The sequence below is a fragment of the Paraburkholderia sp. Ac-20336 genome (assembly GCF_017105025.1).
GTDB lineage: Bacteria > Pseudomonadota > Gammaproteobacteria > Burkholderiales > Burkholderiaceae > Paraburkholderia.
Genome location: NZ_JAAGPS010000042.1, coordinates 36,462 through 51,626, shown reverse-complemented (window position 1 = coordinate 51,626; position 15,165 = coordinate 36,462). Strand labels below are relative to the sequence as shown.

Genomic DNA, 15,165 nt, shown 5'->3' with positions numbered 1-15,165 from the left:
CGTCGCGGGCGATCGCGCCGGCGGCCGCCCTGCTGCTCGCCGCGGGCCTCGCGGGCTGCGCGTCGTCGAACACCACCACCCTGATCAACCTGCCGAACGGACAGACCGGCTTCGCGGTCAATTGCAGCGGCGCCGACGCCGGTTCGAGCTGGGCCTCGTGCTACGTGCAGGCCGGCAAGGCATGCGGCGCGACCGGCTACGACATCGTCTCGAAGGACAACGACGAAGGCGGCACCGCGGGCGGCAGCGTCACCAACGTCGTGTCGGCCAACGTCAAGAACCGCTCGATGATCGTGCGCTGCAAGTAAGCGGCGCGGCGCTCGACGTGCGCGAGTACGGATCGCCCGCTCAATGCGCCTGCATCTTCGAAAAAAGATTCAGCACGACGACGCCCGAGATGATGAGCCCGAGCCCGATCATCGCCGGTAGATCAGGCACCTGCCGGTAGAACAGAAGCGCGACCAGCGTGATCAGCACGATGCCCGCGCCCGACCACACCGCGTAGACGATGCCGACCGGAATGCTCCTCAGCGTGAGCGACAGGCAGTAGAACGCGATGCCGTAACCGGCCACCACGACCGCCGAGGGCAGCAGCCGCGAAAAGCCGTCGGAGGCGCGCATCGCAGAGGTCGCGATCACTTCGGCGACGATCGCGATGGCGAGCAAGGCATACGGAGGCAGCCGCATCGCGTCAGACCTTCGCAAGCGCGAGCTTGCCGTAGTCGTGCCCGAGATGCGCGCACAGCGCCTCGACGACGAACTCGTGATCGGCGCGCTGCGGCAGCCCCGACACCGTGATCGAGCCGATCACGCCGGCGCCCTCCACCGTCAGCGGAAACGCGCCGCCGTGCGACGCATATTCGGCCACCGGCAGACCGTGCCGGTCGGCGAGCGTCGCGCCGGCCAGCTGCATCTTCAGGCCGATCGCGTACGAACTGCGGCGAAAGTGCGCGACCGTGTTGCCCTTGCGGCGCGCCCAGTCGACGTTATCGGGCGTCGCGCCGTCGAGCAGGCTGAAAAACAGCGGCTGGCCGAAAGTGCGCACGTCGATCGCGGCGGCAACGCCGCGCGCCTTCGCGACCTCGCGCAAATGGACACCGACCTGCCACGCGCGGTCGGCATCGAAACGCGGAAACACGAGGGTCTTTTCCTGAGTGGCAATCACCTGCAGATCGTGAGCGATATCCATGAAATCCGGAGCGAGGAAAGAGTTGAAGCGCTCGCCGTCGTGAAGCATGGCGAGGCGCGTAAGGAACCGGAATTCTAGCGCAGCGTTTGCGGGCGGCCTCGCGCAAGCAGCGGTACGGCAGAGGACTCGCGCGGCAACGAGCCGCCCGCGCGAAGCGTAATGAAGCTAATCCTTACATGGCTATTGCGCCGGCTGTCGGGTTGTTCTATAATCTTTTCTTCGACGGACGCGGGGTGGAGCAGTCTGGCAGCTCGTCGGGCTCATAACCCGAAGGTCGTAGGTTCAAATCCTACCCCCGCAACCAGTCAAATCAAAGGGTTACAGCATTTTTGCGCGTAACCCTTTTGTCTTTTCCGGCTTCGTGTAACCACCATGTAACCCGCTGGCGTCGACGCGAATCTGCGCCTGTACGTACCATGCCAAACGGGGTTGAGGCGACCTGTCGCCGCTCGGGCCTGAAACAGCGCCGTCCGCTCCCGATGATTTCCGCATCCCGATCAGGGCGCGTGGAATGGCGAACCCTGACCATCATTCCCCGGCGACCTGCCATACCATCTGGTAGACGCGCAATCGTGAATCCCCGCATTCCGGGAAAACGCCCCGGAATCCGCTCGCAAGACATTGAGCCCTCTCCCAAATCCGTTATCAAAAGCTATCATTTTTGCAGGCTGCGGTGCCTGTCGATCCGTGCAGTGTCAGAGCGCGGCCTTATCCGGCTCCCCCCCGCACGTCATAACGCGAGCGCAGATGCGGCTTCTTCGTGATACGCAGCCGGAAGCACGCCGGACACCAGGCACCACGATGGATCACGTTGCCCGGCAGGCTTTCCCATACATGCCCCATCGAACATTGCCATACGAGTCTGGCCTTGCTGCCCAGATACACGGTACTGAGACATTGGCCGCCGCGCTCATGGGCGACCGCCCGCATCTGTTCGAGCGTCGAGCGCTTCGACTCGTTCGCGCAATGCCGGCACCAGCTTCCCGCAATGACCAGATGCGCCCGTGCGCTCCACTCGTGCCCGTGCGCGCACCGGAAACGGTAGCGGGCCGCGACCGTGGAATAGCCTTCGTCCAGGCACTCGCCGCCGTACGATTGCGCGAGCGCCCTGAGTCGCGCCATCCCGTTCGGGTCACGCTGGTTTTCGCTATGCCGCTGGCTCGCGCAACGCGGACACCATCTGCCCTCGACGATTCTCGCCGCCACCGCCTGCCACTGGTGACCCCGCGCGCATTCCCACCGATGCGCCCCCCTCATCCCGCCATACGACGACGCGAGGCAGCGGCCGCCATGCGCTGCGGCGGTGTCCTGCAACCGCCTGAGGCCGTCCGGCAGCGTCATCCGCGCGGATCGCCGCCCGGCCGCACATGCCGGGCAGCCCGTGCCCTCCACGATCTTGCGGGCCTCGACGGTCCATGCATGGCCGTTGCCTCAGGTGAAAGTGTGTCGAGCGGTTAATCCGCGAAAGGCGTTATCGCTGCACCGGAAGCCTTTCTGCTTCAGGACAGCGAAGAAATGCTGGCGGATTTCGTCCGCCTGGCACTGCTGGCACGTCGTGTTGCCCTTCAGCAGACGCGAGCCATGTCGTGCAAAACGATGCCCGTTCCGGCAGATGACCGGGTACACCGCTTTTCCGCCGGCCCACTGCGTAGCCAGCAGCGTCATGCCGCTGGCGGCAGCCGCCTGCGCCAGACGTTGAAACCGGGTCGCGTCACCGGGCCGTGAGCCGGTACGTGGAGTGGATGAAGTCGTCATGGTCGAAGTCCGTCGTCGTGATCGGAAATTACGCAGCCCGCTACGTTTTATGACTCTGGCGTCAGAACTGCATCGTCGCCTGAAAACCCAGCGTCACCCGCGCAGTCGGAAAACCCGACGGCTTGTAGATGGGCGTACCTGCAAAGAGGTCATAGGCGAATGCGCCGACCTTTGCCGATGTACCGCCACGCACACCGATCACCGCACCCGCCAGTTGTGTCCCGGCAAGAAACGCGGCGTTCGGCCCGAACACATGGCCGTAATCGATACCCGCATACACCGACTGGCCCGTCGAGCCGATCGGCACCTGAAGCTCGTTGCGCCAGAAGAAACCACGCTCGGCGGCCAGCATCGTTTCGCCGTCGAAGCCGCGCACCGTGTAGCGGCTGCCAATGGTCAGGTCATCGATATAGTTGAGCGTGTTGTTGGTGAACTGGCCGTGAACGGTTGTGACGTAGCGTAGCGGCTGGTTCGCGATCTGGAACGGCACCGACAGGTTCGCGTCGAGCAGGGCCATGTGAAAGCGGTAAGTCGGGCCATCAGGGTAATAGTCCGGCGTTGCGCCAAGTCCGCCGATCCCCTGACGGTAAGCGAGACTGCCATCGAACTGAGATGCGCCGAAGTAATGGCGATCGGTCAGCGCGGCTTCGATGAAGGTATTGTTGCGATGCTGCTGCGGAATATCGGTATCTTCGATGAAGCTCTCGCCGAAGCGCTTCGTCATCCGGAACTGCACGCCGAGCACATTGTTCTGGCTGCGCATGAGGACACGCGCCAGTTTGAAATCGACCGTCTGCGAATTGCCGCTTGACACGAAAGTCGTGTTGACGCCCGCGATCTGCTGATAGTACGTGTTCGTATAGGCCGACAGCGTGCCGGTCCAGTAGCCCCATGGAACGGTATAGAAGCCGTTCCAGCCGTGCGAGCCGAGGCCTTTGTCGCCGAATTCGAGGTCCTGACTCACGCCGACGTTGAAAATGTCGTTCAGCCCGAGCGGGTTGTCGATGCCGAGGCTCAGATTGCCTTGCAGCTTGCCGGTCGCGCGCGTACCGGAGTTGTCGACCGACTCGACCACAGTCCACGGTTTGGTGCGCTTCACATCGAGCACCACGTCACTTTCGCCGGGTACATCGGTCGGAACGATCTGCATGGACACGTCCTGACTGCCGACGCGCTTCATCTGTTCGAGTCCCTGTTCGAGGTCGCGCAGGTTCAGCACGTTGCCATCGCGGGTCGGGAAGGCCGTCTTCCACGTGCCGCGCATGGCGGGATCGGCAAAGCGGACCTTGCCGATGACACCCGGCACCAGCGCGAACTTCAGCGTCCCGGTTGACAGGTCCTGTTCGGGCAGCAGTACGCGCGTGGTGATGTAGCCCCGGCTCAGGATGACCTGTTGCAGTCCCTTCGTGAGCGTGTCGAGTCCGGCCTTGCCTACGCATTGCCCCGTGTAGTGGTCGAGCCATTCGCGCGCGAAGGCGAAGCGGTCGAGCGGCAATGCGGATGCGCCTTGCGAGCGGACTGCTTCCGATAGCGTTGCCGGCACGTCAAGCACGAACGAGTCGATGCGGAAGCATGGCGTTTCAGGCGGCAGGTCTGGCCAGCCAGAGGCGCGCTCAACCGTCGAGCGCACCGAAGGCGCATTAACCGTCGCTTCGCGTTCCTGCGCATTGCGTTGCTGCTCGACCTGCTGGCTCTGCTCGGCGTTGGCGCGTGCCGCTGCGGCTTTGTCCGCTGGCGTCTGCTGCGCGTGCGCGAGCGCTATCAGGGCTGTGAGCGGAAGGGCCGCCAGCCTTTTTTGAATTCTCATAACGGTACAGATAGGTTTAGGCCTGCGCGTATCGCGTGCGCCGAGAGCCACTAGGCTCAGTGCGTGGACAATGCCGCATCAATAACATGGCGATCTCTTTCATTGAATACAGCTTGAAGTGAGTGCGCCTCGCCGGGTCTCCAGTCACAAACTGCATCCCGCAGCACCTCAAGATACGTTCTCATCTCTTCAGCCGATAGTCCGGGCAAATCATCGTGGACCACGACAACTTTAGCTTCATTGATCCAATGAAAATCGCGGAGGCAGTCAAAGAGTGCGTTCCAGTTAAAGCCGAAGTAGCTGGGAAACGAGAGGGCCGTGGCATATCGCTCAAACAGTTGCTGTGCTGTGCGAATATCCCCGGCGATTCTGCCAATACAGGCATCAGAAGCTCGAAACTCCCTTGTATCTCGGACGAAGGTGAAAACGTTCATAGTGACCTGCCCCATTTCTTCACGGGAACAAATGTTTGATAGTGGTCCGGGGTGTAATAGATTTCCCCGCCTTGACCAGTAACGATGCGCTGCGGATCTGGGCCGCTAACTCCGGGCGTAGTAACAACATACTCGGTGTAGTAGCCAGGTGCCTGGGCGGGCAAACTCTGAACACCGTTCACTGGCCTATTTGGGAAGACAGTTCCATCATTGCGAGAAATTGGTGTGCCGCCGCTCGCGATCCGATCAAGCGTAGGCTGTAAATCTACGATTCCTTGATAACTGGTTCCAGTGAATTTGTCCGTAACCGTAGCACCAGCGATCATCGACGTCTTCCCCGAAGTACCTTTACCTGCCGCTGCGGCCCCAGCCGCTAGCGCAGTGGACGGGACCGTAGCGACTCCCGTCCCTGGTGTTACATATCCGCCCTGTTGCCCAAGCATCGCCCGCTCCTTGTCGAGCGCCTGCTTCAGTTCCTGCGCCTCCTTCTTCGCCTCGGTGTCGTTCTTGTCGTTCGCGGCGTTGTACAGCTGCACGTTCGATGCCATCGCCGCACCCGCTGTACCGCCGACAACAGATCCACCGACGCCCGCTGCGATGTTGGCCGCGAAATTGCCGATCAGGTCCGACCCCGTCGCTGACGCTACCCCCTTCGAGATATCGCTCAGTGAACCGGCCATCTTCGACGCCACGCCCGCGCCAGCAGCGCCGCCAATCGTGCCAAGCGCTACCGCCACCGAGCCTGCCAATCAGCGCGCCGCCCGCCACGTGCAGTCCGGCGCGCGAATCGCCGCCTTCCTTTCAGTTGTTGTAGTTAGCGTTGTGCAACAAGCCTCGCCAAAACGTTCGGCTTGCCAAGTGCAACCAGTCCGACTTCGGGGTCGTCGAAATAGCCAACGCGTTGAAATATTATGCCGTCGTTTTTTACGTTCAATTGAATCAATTCCGAATCCTCATTCAGTCGCCCCGACCATCCGCTAAACTCTGGCAAATCCGGCAAAATGCCAGGCAGAGCAAGTAAGTAAGTGCACGATCCTGGCTGCATTACCTTAGGCACAAGTGCCAATTCATCCTCATCAAGGCGAACAGCACCAAAGAACTTTAGTCTCCCAAACTGCTCGATCATGAATTCCCGTCGATCTTGAAAGGCTTTGAACTCTAATCCTTGAGCCTTTAGGGAACTAAACATTTTCCGGAAGCGTATGATCCGCGTGTCATCTTGCCATCGTGTGTCACCTAGCAGCAACCAAACATGATAGCCATCCATTCGTTCGAATATCGAACGATATACAAAATGCAAAACATCGAGGAGTGCCGCGTCGCGCGGAAATCTCTTTGCGATCCAATCAACAACTGACAACGCGATAGTCGTTTCGTATGTTGAACATTCAAGTTTGATTAGATTATTCTTTTCGAATGCGTCTTCGGCGACGCCAACATCGATTTCAGTAGTCATAGTGGTTTCCTGCTGGGTCGTTAAAATGAGAGCCTCGATTCTGTGGATCATTTTTTCCAAAAAAATGCCCGCCAACGTCGTCGCGAATGATTACTTCCTTTGTTCTACCACCTTCTGCGGGAACCTCATACACATACTGATAACCGGGCTGAACGTTTCCTTGTCGATCAACGTTGGGCCTGACCTCGACCGGTTGCTGACTCACAGGAATTCCCGCGTTGCGTTTAGCTTCATTGAAGGCTCCACCACGGCCAGCACCATCAGGAGACAAGTTCGGCGGGGGCGCGCCATCACCCTTCGCAAGCGTCGCGATGTCGGGCGCATACCCCGGTGTTCCCAACACTGCATTTGAAGCGATCGAATCTGCGAGAACCATCCCAGGACCGGCCATAGGCGGCACGCCACCGCCCATACCAATGATCGCATTCAGGCCGTTCGCAATGCCTTGCAGCGCAAGGTCGAACAGGGACGGCGATTTCTTCCCAGAATCACCCGTCAACGCACGTTCATCATCCATCGACTGGTTGTACAGCTGCACATTCGATGCCATCGCCGCACCCGCTGTACCGCCGACAACAGCTCCACCGACGCCCGCTGCGATGTTGGCCGCGAGATTGCCGATCAGGTCCGACCCCGTCGCTGACGCTACCCCCTTCGAGATATCGCTCAGTGAACCGGCCATCTTCGACGCCACGCCCGCGCCAGCAGCGCCGCCAATCGTGCTAAGCGCGCTACCGCCACCGAGCCCGCCAATCAGCGCGCCGCCCGCCACGTGCAGTCCGGCGCGCGAATCGCCGCCTTCCTTCCAGTTGTTGTAGTCAACCGCTGCTGCGGCCATGCCTTCGCTATCGCCGCGATCGGACGCGGCCTTGTAGGCCGCCGCCGCTTCGTCGCGCTTCATGTCTGCATACGCGCCGATACCTTGCGACACCGCCTGGCCCGCCGCCTGTGCAGCCTGCATCGTGTCGGCCTGCTGGTTCAGGATAGCGTTCACGTCCGGCGTTTCCGCAACTGTGCCATTCGTGTTCGTCGTGTCGCGCGACAGGTTCGCCACGTCCTGCGTCTGGCCCGCGCCGTTCGTCACGTTGATCGTGCCCGCGCTGATCGCGCTGCGCGTCGTTGCGCTCTGGTCGCCGCTTTCGTTCTGCGAGATCATCGGCGATACACCCGGCGCGCCACTCACCGAGCCGGGGCCAACCGCCTTGCCGGTGTTACCACCAAAGCCCACGCCCGCACTGATGCCGTTGCTGTTGGCGCTGTAGTGGGACTCGTTCTGGATGTCACTGAACGTGAGCGTGCCGGTCGTCAGGCTGTTGTTCGACGCGTCGACCGTGCTCGATATCACGCCGCCCGTCAGGTCCGTATTGCCCTTGACGTTGATATTGAACCCGCCGTCGCCGGCATTGATGCCGGCCTGTTCGTTCACGCCTGCGTAGTTCGAATCGGCATGGCCGTTCTGCGCGCTGAAGCTGGCGCTGCCGCCACCCTGGCTGATCGTGAACCCGCCGCCCGTGCTGCTCTGGTGCGCGGCGCTGTTCGTCACATCCTGCACACTGACGATATTCAGGTTGCCGCCCACGTCGGCCGCGATCTGCCTGCCAATGATCTGCGAGCCGATGATGTTCGTGTCTCCACCCGAGATCACCGTGACGCTGTTCGCGCCGTTCACATGCGACGCGTTCTGGATTGCCGCGTCGCTGTTCGCATCGCCATGCGCGTTCGACATCGTCGCCGAGACGCCAAAGCCGCCGCCCAGCGTGTACTGCACGCCAACACTCGCGCTGCTGGAACTGTTCGAGCTACGTGTCGAATCGGTGTCGGTCGTGTTGATGACGTTCACCTGGTTTTTCGCCGCCAGAATGACATCGTTCGCGCTGATGTTCGACCCGGCGATAGTCAGGTCGCCGTTCGTCGCCACGAATCCCGCCGTGCCGCCCGCCTGCACGCTGGAGCCGCGTTGCATCGTCTGATCTTCCGACGACTGGCTTTCGCTTTTGCTCGACCCGATGCTGACCTTGATGCCGATATCCGGCTTACCGTCAGCCGTCACGCCCGCAGAAGTCAGGCCGGTCAAGGCCACATCGCCCGCCGCCGCAATGCTGTGCAGGGCGGCAGCGCGGTCGTTGCCCGTGCTGGTCGAACTCTTCGCGACCTGACTTTCCGAATACGCGTTGTTGATCGCATCGCCGACCGAACCCGCCAGACCAATCGTGAGGCCGCCGCTGCTGGTCTTCTGCGTCTGCGCCTGGTGCGAGGTATCGGTGGCCGCGTCGATGATGACGTTCGCCGCCGTTCCGGCGAGGTTCCCGCCTGCGACAAGATCGCTGCCCGTGACGTGCAGGGTGTTGCCCGCCTGGATCGAGAGGTCACCATTCAGCGAACCGATTGTGCTCGCGTTGTTCGTGACACCCGATGCCTCATCGGTCGTCGCGCGTTTGTTGGTACCGACCGTGACGCTCAATCCGCTCGTTCCCAGGCCCGTTCGCGTCTTCTCATAGCTGCTGGACGACTGCATGGTGTCCTGTGACGTGGTGATGTTCACGTCATGTGCCGCATTGAGCGCAACATCGTTTGTGCCAACAATCGTGCTGCCCTTGACGTTGATGTCGTTGCCGCTGACGATGGTCACGGCGTCTGCGGAAACCAGGCTACCCTGCGAGAGCGTGGCGGTGGTATTGCTCGAACTCGCCACTTCCTCGCCGCTCACGATATTGCTGTGGCTGTGCTGTTCCTGCGAATTATCGACATAGGTTGCGGTGGCCGCGCCGATGTTGATGTTGTTCGCTGCCGCCAGCGTCGCCGTCCCCTGGTCGAGACTGATCGTGCTGCCGATAACGTTGAGATCGTGGCCCGATGCGATGGTCAGTGAATCTCCGGCATTGAGCGTCGTCCCCGTCAGGGTATCGGCCGATGCATGCTGCGACGCTGAATAGCTGCCGTGACTGTCGCTGCCCGAGCTGCTGCTGTCGACGGTCGAGGTCGCCTTCGCCGCCTGGAGCGTGACGTCGCCATTCACCGCAACCGTCCCGCCACCGCCCAGGTTGATATCAGCGCCCGTCGCGGTCAGGTTGCCGCCCACGCCGATCTGCGAGACGCCGCCGACGTTAATCGAACTGCCTGTCGTCTGGTTGACGTTGGTATTCGACACACCGTTCGCGCCAGCGACCACCTTGTGCTCGCCGGTCTGCACCGGGCCGAGATCGTAGTTGCCGCCTACGGCCATGCCGAGGTTGCCGCCCACGTTCAGGTTGCCGCCGTTCTGCTCAAGGTTGCCACCCGTCACAATTGCCGCGTCGCCCTTGACGTTCAGGTTCGCGATCGGGCCAAGTGTGGTCGTGGTGCGCGTCGCTCCCGTCGCGCTGACCTGATCGACGGTATTCGCCGCGGTATTGAGGATCAGGTCGCCGCCCGCGTTCAGCGCGAGGCTGCCCGCGTTCACGGTGGCCGAGGTCAGGTCAACATTGCCAGTGGTCGCGAGCGACATCAACCCACCGCTTTGCAGCTTGCCGAACGCATTGTCGATCTGCTGGCCCTGGATCGACAGCGTATTGCCTGCCTGCATCGTGCCGCTATTCGTGAAGGTCTGCGTGTTCTGCAGATCGATGTCGGTCGCCGCAATCAACGGCCCGCTCATGTCCTGCTGGCTGGCCTTCGCGAGATAGACGACCGGCACGAGTACCTGCTCGCCGTTGACGGTCTCCGTCTGCATGATGATGACGTTGCTCGTGAGCGCGGCCACCTGTTGAGCCGACAGGCTCATGCCGAGCGGCAGGTCGAGCGACTGCGCGAGCGACGCGCCCGCGTCAAGCATCGCCTGATACATCGACTGAAGATCGGTGTACGGGCCGAGTACCGCCTTGCCGGTCAGCGACGTAATCTGGTTACGCACCAGTTGCTGTTCGTAGAATCCATCGCCCAGACGCTTTTCGACGGTCTGCGGGTTCAGGCCAAGCTGTTGCAGGTAGTAGTCGCTCGATATGAATGACTTCTGGTTCGTGAACGCCGGATTGGTCTCGATCAGGTAGGTTGCGCCCGGTGCGCTCGCGGGGCTGAACAGTCCGCCCTGGGGAATCGAGAGGTTTTGCAGCACGTTCTGCGCAGTCGCACTGGCGATGACCGGATTGACCAGACCGCCACCGCTGACTCCGCCAACAGTCACGCCGCCCTGCGACTGGCCGGGGGCAAGACCGGGCGATGGGATACCTGCATTGCCCGCCGTGTTATCGATGTTCACGCCCGTGCCGGAAAGCGTGCTGCCCGCGACAAACGTCGATTCGTAGCTGGGCAACGCATAGGTGCGGACGTCAGCCGGCGCGACCTGGTAGTTGCCCGGATTGGAGGTCACGAACGGGGAGCCACCGGGGTTCGGGTCGCCGAACGGCAACTGCCAGTTGTGTTCGGTGTTGTCGTAATTGTTGTAGTGATACTGGCCGGAATAGGTCACCTGCACGCCGGGCGCAAGCTGCCCGCGCCAGCTGTTCTGGTCGAGCGTCACGGGCGCGGCGATGTTGCCCACGGCGGCGACCGCGCTCCAGTAGTTCTGGAAGAGGCCTACATTCGAGGCGTCGAGGTTGCCTCCGGCGATGATCTGCGCCTGCGGGCTGATCCCCGTGATGAGGTTCGCGAGCGCCACGCCCGTATAGGTCGTGTACTGGTAGGTGCTGTTCCACTGGCCGCCGTTCGGCGGAATGATCGGCATGCCGCCTGGCTGGGCCTGCGCCCTGGCGATGGCGTCGGGATCGTAGTTGGAAGCATTCGGATCAAACTGGAGGCCCTGGACCTGCGGATTGCCCGGACCGCATGCCACCATGTCGATGGCCGCGCAGCCGGACAGGCTGATACCCAGCGCCTCGACAAACGGGGAACTCTCGTCCAGCGGCTCCACGTAGGCCCCGTCGGTCGTCATCACGCGCCGCGTGTTCGTGACCTGGGTCGCGTACAGCCCCATGTCGCCCGAGGACTGGATCAGCGCCGAGACGTTGTTGATCAGGTTCGCGCTGCTATAACTGCCGTCCGCGTTTTTTCCACCCGCCAGCACGACCTTGCCGAGACCGTAAATCGCGGTGCTCGCCTGCGTATCGGTCGTCGTGGTGTCGTCGCGGTTCTCGATATCGGGCGCGAGCAGTTCGAGCGTGCCGTTACTGTCCGTCGCGCCGATCAGCGCGGTCGGCCCGACGTTCGTGATCGATTGCGTCGCGTTGAGCGAGACGCTGCCGCCGACCATTACGCCCGTATTTTCCAGCGTGTCCGAATGCGTCGCGAGCGTACCGCCCGCCATCATGACGCCGCTGTTCCGGACATCGGCGGCGTTGACGTTCAGATTGTTCGCCGCCTCAACGAGCGCGCGATTGCTGAACGTGCCCGGCAGGGTAAAGGACAGGTCATGACCGGCGTTGAACTGCACATCGGGCGTGGGCGCGAAATCGCCCTGAACGCTCACTGCAACGTCATGGGCCGCACTGTAGACACCGCCGCCCGTCAGCGTTGCGGCATTCACGGCAAGATCATGCGTCGCGCCAATCTGGCCGTTCGCGTTCGCAATAGCGCCGGTTGTCGTGATGGCCACGTCGCCGGTCGAACCCGAGAAGGCACCGATCCTGCCGTCGCTGTTGTCGAGAGTATCGGCCTGGACCGCGAGGCTCGCGCCGCTCAGCTGACCGCCCTGCGCGTTCACCAGTGCAGACGTATCCACGGCGACATTGCCGTTGCCCGTCATGACGCCACCGCTGTTGATGAGCTGGCTGCCACCCTGCACGGTCGTATCGCCCGTGCCGAGGTTGCTGATGAGGCCGCCCGTATTGTCGATGGACGCGGCCTGAACGTCGAGCGTGCTCGCATCGCCCGCCGCGCCCGTACCCGACTGGATCTGTCCGTTCGTGTTCGTCAGCGCGCCGCCACTCGCGAGCGAGAGGGATGTGAGCGAGCGCATCGCGCCCTGCGTATTGTTGATATTGCCTGCGACGCTCGCCGCGATATTGCCCCGCGCGGCAAACACCCCCGTCGCGTTGTTCAGACTCCCGGCCTGCGCCGCGATCTGACCGGCCGTGATGATCGTTCCGTCAACGTTCGATATTGACCCGGCACCGTTACCCGGCGCAGTCGTCAGCGTGCCGGTACCCGCATGCGTAATCGTGCCGCCGTCGTTGTCGAGCGTGGCCGGTGCAAGAGTCAGGTCCGTGCTGTTGGTCTGGAGTGTGCCGCCTGCCGAGTTGTCGAGCGTCCCGGTCACGTCGAGCGTCGTCGCGCCGGTGCCGGTCTGCGTGATCGTGCCGCCGTGGTTCACAAGGTTCGTGGCGTGCAGCGTGAACTGATCGGTGCTGGTCGTGCCGCCGCTGTTGTCGAACGTCGCTGCGAGAAGTGTGAGCGCACGGGCTGAGCCGAACTGGCCGGCGTTCGCCAGCGTCGTGCCGGCCGACAGCGTCATGTTCGCATTGGTCGCGAACGTCCCGCTGTTGAACAGGGTCTGCACGGCCGACGCAATCAGGCTCTGGACCGCCGTGATAGAACCTGCATTGGCGATCTGTCCTGACTGGATGCCGACGTTCCCGTTTCCGCCGATAGCGCCGTTGGCACCATTGTTGAGCAGGCCGGTCGTCGTGATAGACACGCCGTCTGCGTTTAGCGACGCGATGGTGCCGCCCGAGTTGTCGAGCGAACCACTCGACGAAGAAAGTGCGCCAGCGGCCTGCATCGTGCCGCCCTGGTTATCGATAGCGCCCGCGACGGCCTCGGTCAGCGTGCCGCCCGAAACGATCTGGCCATAGTGGTTCGAGAGTGCGCCCGCCGTGATGGTCTGCGCACCACCCGACGACATTGCGCCGTTGTCGTTCGTCAGCGTACCGGCCGCGCGCACGTCGAGCGCGCCGCCCGCCGTCGTGGTTGCGCCCGACAGGTTCAGGTCACCGCCGTTGGCAGCCAGCACGAGCGCGCCGTTCGCCGAGTTTGTGCTGCCCGCGAGATTGAGCGCCGCGCCGCTCACGCTCGCATTGCCGCCCGCGACATTGCGGCCGGTTGCCGTGACAGCGCCGGATGCGCTTACATTCAGGTCACCCGTCTGCGCAAGCGAGCCATCGCCGTTCACACCCGCCGCGAGCGTGCCGGTCGAACTCACCGAGCCACCACTCAGGGAAGTATTCTGCTGCGCGGCCACCAGGCCGCTGTTCGTGACTGTACCGCTGGCCGAAAGCGTCGCGTTTTGCTGCGCGTAGGTCGTGCCGCTGTTCTGGATATCGCTGCCTGTTGCGGCAAGATTGCCGCTCGCGCTGGTCTTGCCAGCGAGGGACAGCAGGCCATTCGATTGCAACCTCAGGTCGCCCGCCTGCGCGGCAATCACGCCCTGGTTCGAAACCCCTACGCCATACTCGTTGCTCGCCAGAAAGATGCGCCCGCTGTACATGCCGCCCAGCTGGCTCACGTCGATCGAGACATCCGGTGCGGGTCCGTCGCCTGCAATCGGCGTGAACGCCAGTGAGTCGTGACCGATCTGGTTTGCGCCGGTGATAACGTTCAGGTTCTTTCCGGCGTATATCTCCGCATTGACCTGCACCGCACGGACCAGCAGGTCAACCTGATCCACGGTCGAGCCGTCGAGTCCCGCTCCCTGCACGGTGATGTTGCCGCCCCTCACGTTGAAACCGGTGAGCGAACCATCGGGGGCAAAGTTCGGCCTGCCTGTCGTCAGAATGGCGCGCGAGGTATTCAGGAAGCCGCCGCCGTTCACCGAAATGCCGGAACCGTTAGCAATCACCACCTCTGCGCGTTGTCCTGCCACTTCGAGATGGCCGTTGATCTGACTCGCCGCGCTGCTGTTGACCTGGTTCACGATGATGCGCGCAGCCTGGTTCGCCCCGAAGTTCGGGTTGCCGTTGATCTGCCCGGCCTGCTGCGTGTTCGTGATGACCGGCGAGTTATTGAGGATCGCGCCGGCCTTCTGCACGTCGAACTGCGAATAGGTGTTCATCGACACACCCGCGCCGGAAGGCCGGTTGATGTTCACCTGGGGTAATCCGTTCGCCGTACTGATCACGTTGGGTGCGTTCGCGCCAGAGGGGACGATCTGTGCGCTGGACCAGGCGGGCAGCACACCGAGCAATGCAAGTGCCGCGAACGCGATCTGCCGCAGCGAAAATAACGCTGTGTATCCTGCGGGATTACCGTGACTGCAAACTGGGGTCTGTCCGGCTTCCTTCCCTGTTGCCGTGGCGGTCTCCGCAACGGCAACGAGCATGTTTCCCAGATGGCTGAATACCAGCCGATAACTATCTTTATTCACTTTGCCAATTCGCGTTACGAAGCAATCAGGGCTCGTAAACTAATGACTGACGGGTTTTAAATCCAGAATAAAAAGGTGAATAACCGTCAAATTTCGCATTAATACATCGTGAATAACGAATTAGGATTTATCTTATTTCAGACGGATATGTTTTATGCTGAAATAAAAAGCCCGCGCGGGACGGGCAGTTAAAACGGACACCAGCAGTTCATCGACGAAAGGTGTTGAAACCGGCCGTCTGGTTACGATGTA

10 protein-coding genes and 1 tRNA gene are annotated in these 15,165 nt (G+C 62.1%); 2 read left to right on the top strand and 9 right to left on the bottom strand.

Annotated features, from left to right (window positions below; translation table 11 throughout):
- Positions 1–11 precede the first annotated feature (11 nt).
- Positions 12–308: a hypothetical protein gene (locus tag GXB81_RS14935; protein WP_346777796.1), complete on the top strand. Its 297-nt coding sequence runs from the start codon at positions 12–14 to the stop codon at positions 306–308.
- A gap of 40 nt (positions 309–348) precedes the next feature.
- On the opposite strand, the gene GXB81_RS14930 is transcribed toward GXB81_RS14935, so the two are convergent.
- Both GXB81_RS14930 and GXB81_RS14925 read right to left on the bottom strand, forming a co-directional pair.
- On the bottom strand, positions 349–687 hold the full coding sequence (locus GXB81_RS14930) for a multidrug efflux SMR transporter (RefSeq protein WP_167285136.1): 339 nt from the start codon (positions 685–687) through the stop codon (positions 349–351).
- A gap of 4 nt (positions 688–691) precedes the next feature.
- Entirely contained in the window at positions 692–1,189 is a 498-nt protein-coding gene (locus tag GXB81_RS14925) for a heme-degrading domain-containing protein (protein WP_167038696.1), read from the bottom strand.
- Between the two features lie 227 nt (positions 1,190–1,416).
- On the opposite strand from GXB81_RS14925, the gene GXB81_RS14920 reads away from it, so the two are divergent.
- Positions 1,417–1,493: transfer RNA gene (locus GXB81_RS14920), tRNA-Met, on the top strand.
- A gap of 404 nt (positions 1,494–1,897) precedes the next feature.
- On the opposite strand, the gene GXB81_RS14915 is transcribed toward GXB81_RS14920, so the two are convergent.
- The 7 genes from GXB81_RS14915 to GXB81_RS14885 all read right to left on the bottom strand — a co-directional run bounded on the left by GXB81_RS14915 (position 1,898) and on the right by GXB81_RS14885 (position 14,913).
- A complete protein-coding gene (locus GXB81_RS14915) occupies positions 1,898–2,530 on the bottom strand; it encodes a hypothetical protein (RefSeq protein ID WP_205989611.1) in 633 nt (210 codons plus the stop codon).
- 90 nt (positions 2,531–2,620) lie between these two features.
- Positions 2,621–2,944: a hypothetical protein gene (locus GXB81_RS14910; protein WP_205989609.1), complete on the bottom strand. Its 324-nt coding sequence runs from the start codon at positions 2,942–2,944 to the stop codon at positions 2,621–2,623.
- A 61-nt stretch (positions 2,945–3,005) separates the two neighbouring features.
- Positions 3,006–4,751: a ShlB/FhaC/HecB family hemolysin secretion/activation protein gene (locus tag GXB81_RS14905; protein ID WP_205989607.1), complete on the bottom strand. Its 1,746-nt coding sequence runs from the start codon at positions 4,749–4,751 to the stop codon at positions 3,006–3,008.
- A gap of 56 nt (positions 4,752–4,807) precedes the next feature.
- On the bottom strand, positions 4,808–5,185 hold the full coding sequence (locus GXB81_RS14900) for a barstar family protein (RefSeq protein ID WP_205989606.1): 378 nt from the start codon (positions 5,183–5,185) through the stop codon (positions 4,808–4,810).
- Positions 5,182–5,934, bottom strand: a complete 753-nt coding sequence (locus GXB81_RS14895) for a ribonuclease domain-containing protein (RefSeq protein WP_205989604.1) — start codon at positions 5,932–5,934, stop codon at positions 5,182–5,184. The genes GXB81_RS14900 and GXB81_RS14895 overlap by 4 nt, the downstream gene beginning before the upstream one ends.
- Positions 5,935–5,999: 65 nt before the next feature.
- Entirely contained in the window at positions 6,000–6,641 is a 642-nt protein-coding gene (locus GXB81_RS14890; protein ID WP_205989602.1) for a hypothetical protein, read from the bottom strand.
- Positions 6,631–14,913, bottom strand: a complete 8,283-nt coding sequence (locus tag GXB81_RS14885; protein WP_205989600.1) for a hemagglutinin repeat-containing protein — start codon at positions 14,911–14,913, stop codon at positions 6,631–6,633. Before GXB81_RS14885 ends, GXB81_RS14890 begins: the two co-directional genes overlap by 11 nt.
- Between the last annotated feature and the right edge of the window lie 252 nt (positions 14,914–15,165).

Bases quoted from the DNA above. Each gene is read 5' to 3' on its own strand.
- GXB81_RS14930 (WP_167285136.1), bottom strand. From the start codon at position 687: ATGCGGCTGCCTCCGTATGCCTTGCTCGCCATCGCGATCGTCGCCGAA.
- GXB81_RS14925 (WP_167038696.1), bottom strand. From the start codon at position 1,189: ATGGATATCGCTCACGATCTGCAGGTGATTGCCACTCAGGAAAAGACC.
- GXB81_RS14915 (WP_205989611.1), bottom strand. From the start codon at position 2,530: ATGACGCTGCCGGACGGCCTCAGGCGGTTGCAGGACACCGCCGCAGCG.
- GXB81_RS14910 (WP_205989609.1), bottom strand. From the start codon at position 2,944: ATGACGACTTCATCCACTCCACGTACCGGCTCACGGCCCGGTGACGCG.
- GXB81_RS14905 (WP_205989607.1), bottom strand. From the start codon at position 4,751: ATGAGAATTCAAAAAAGGCTGGCGGCCCTTCCGCTCACAGCCCTGATA.
- GXB81_RS14900 (WP_205989606.1), bottom strand. From the start codon at position 5,185: ATGAACGTTTTCACCTTCGTCCGAGATACAAGGGAGTTTCGAGCTTCT.
- GXB81_RS14890 (WP_205989602.1), bottom strand. From the start codon at position 6,641: ATGACTACTGAAATCGATGTTGGCGTCGCCGAAGACGCATTCGAAAAG.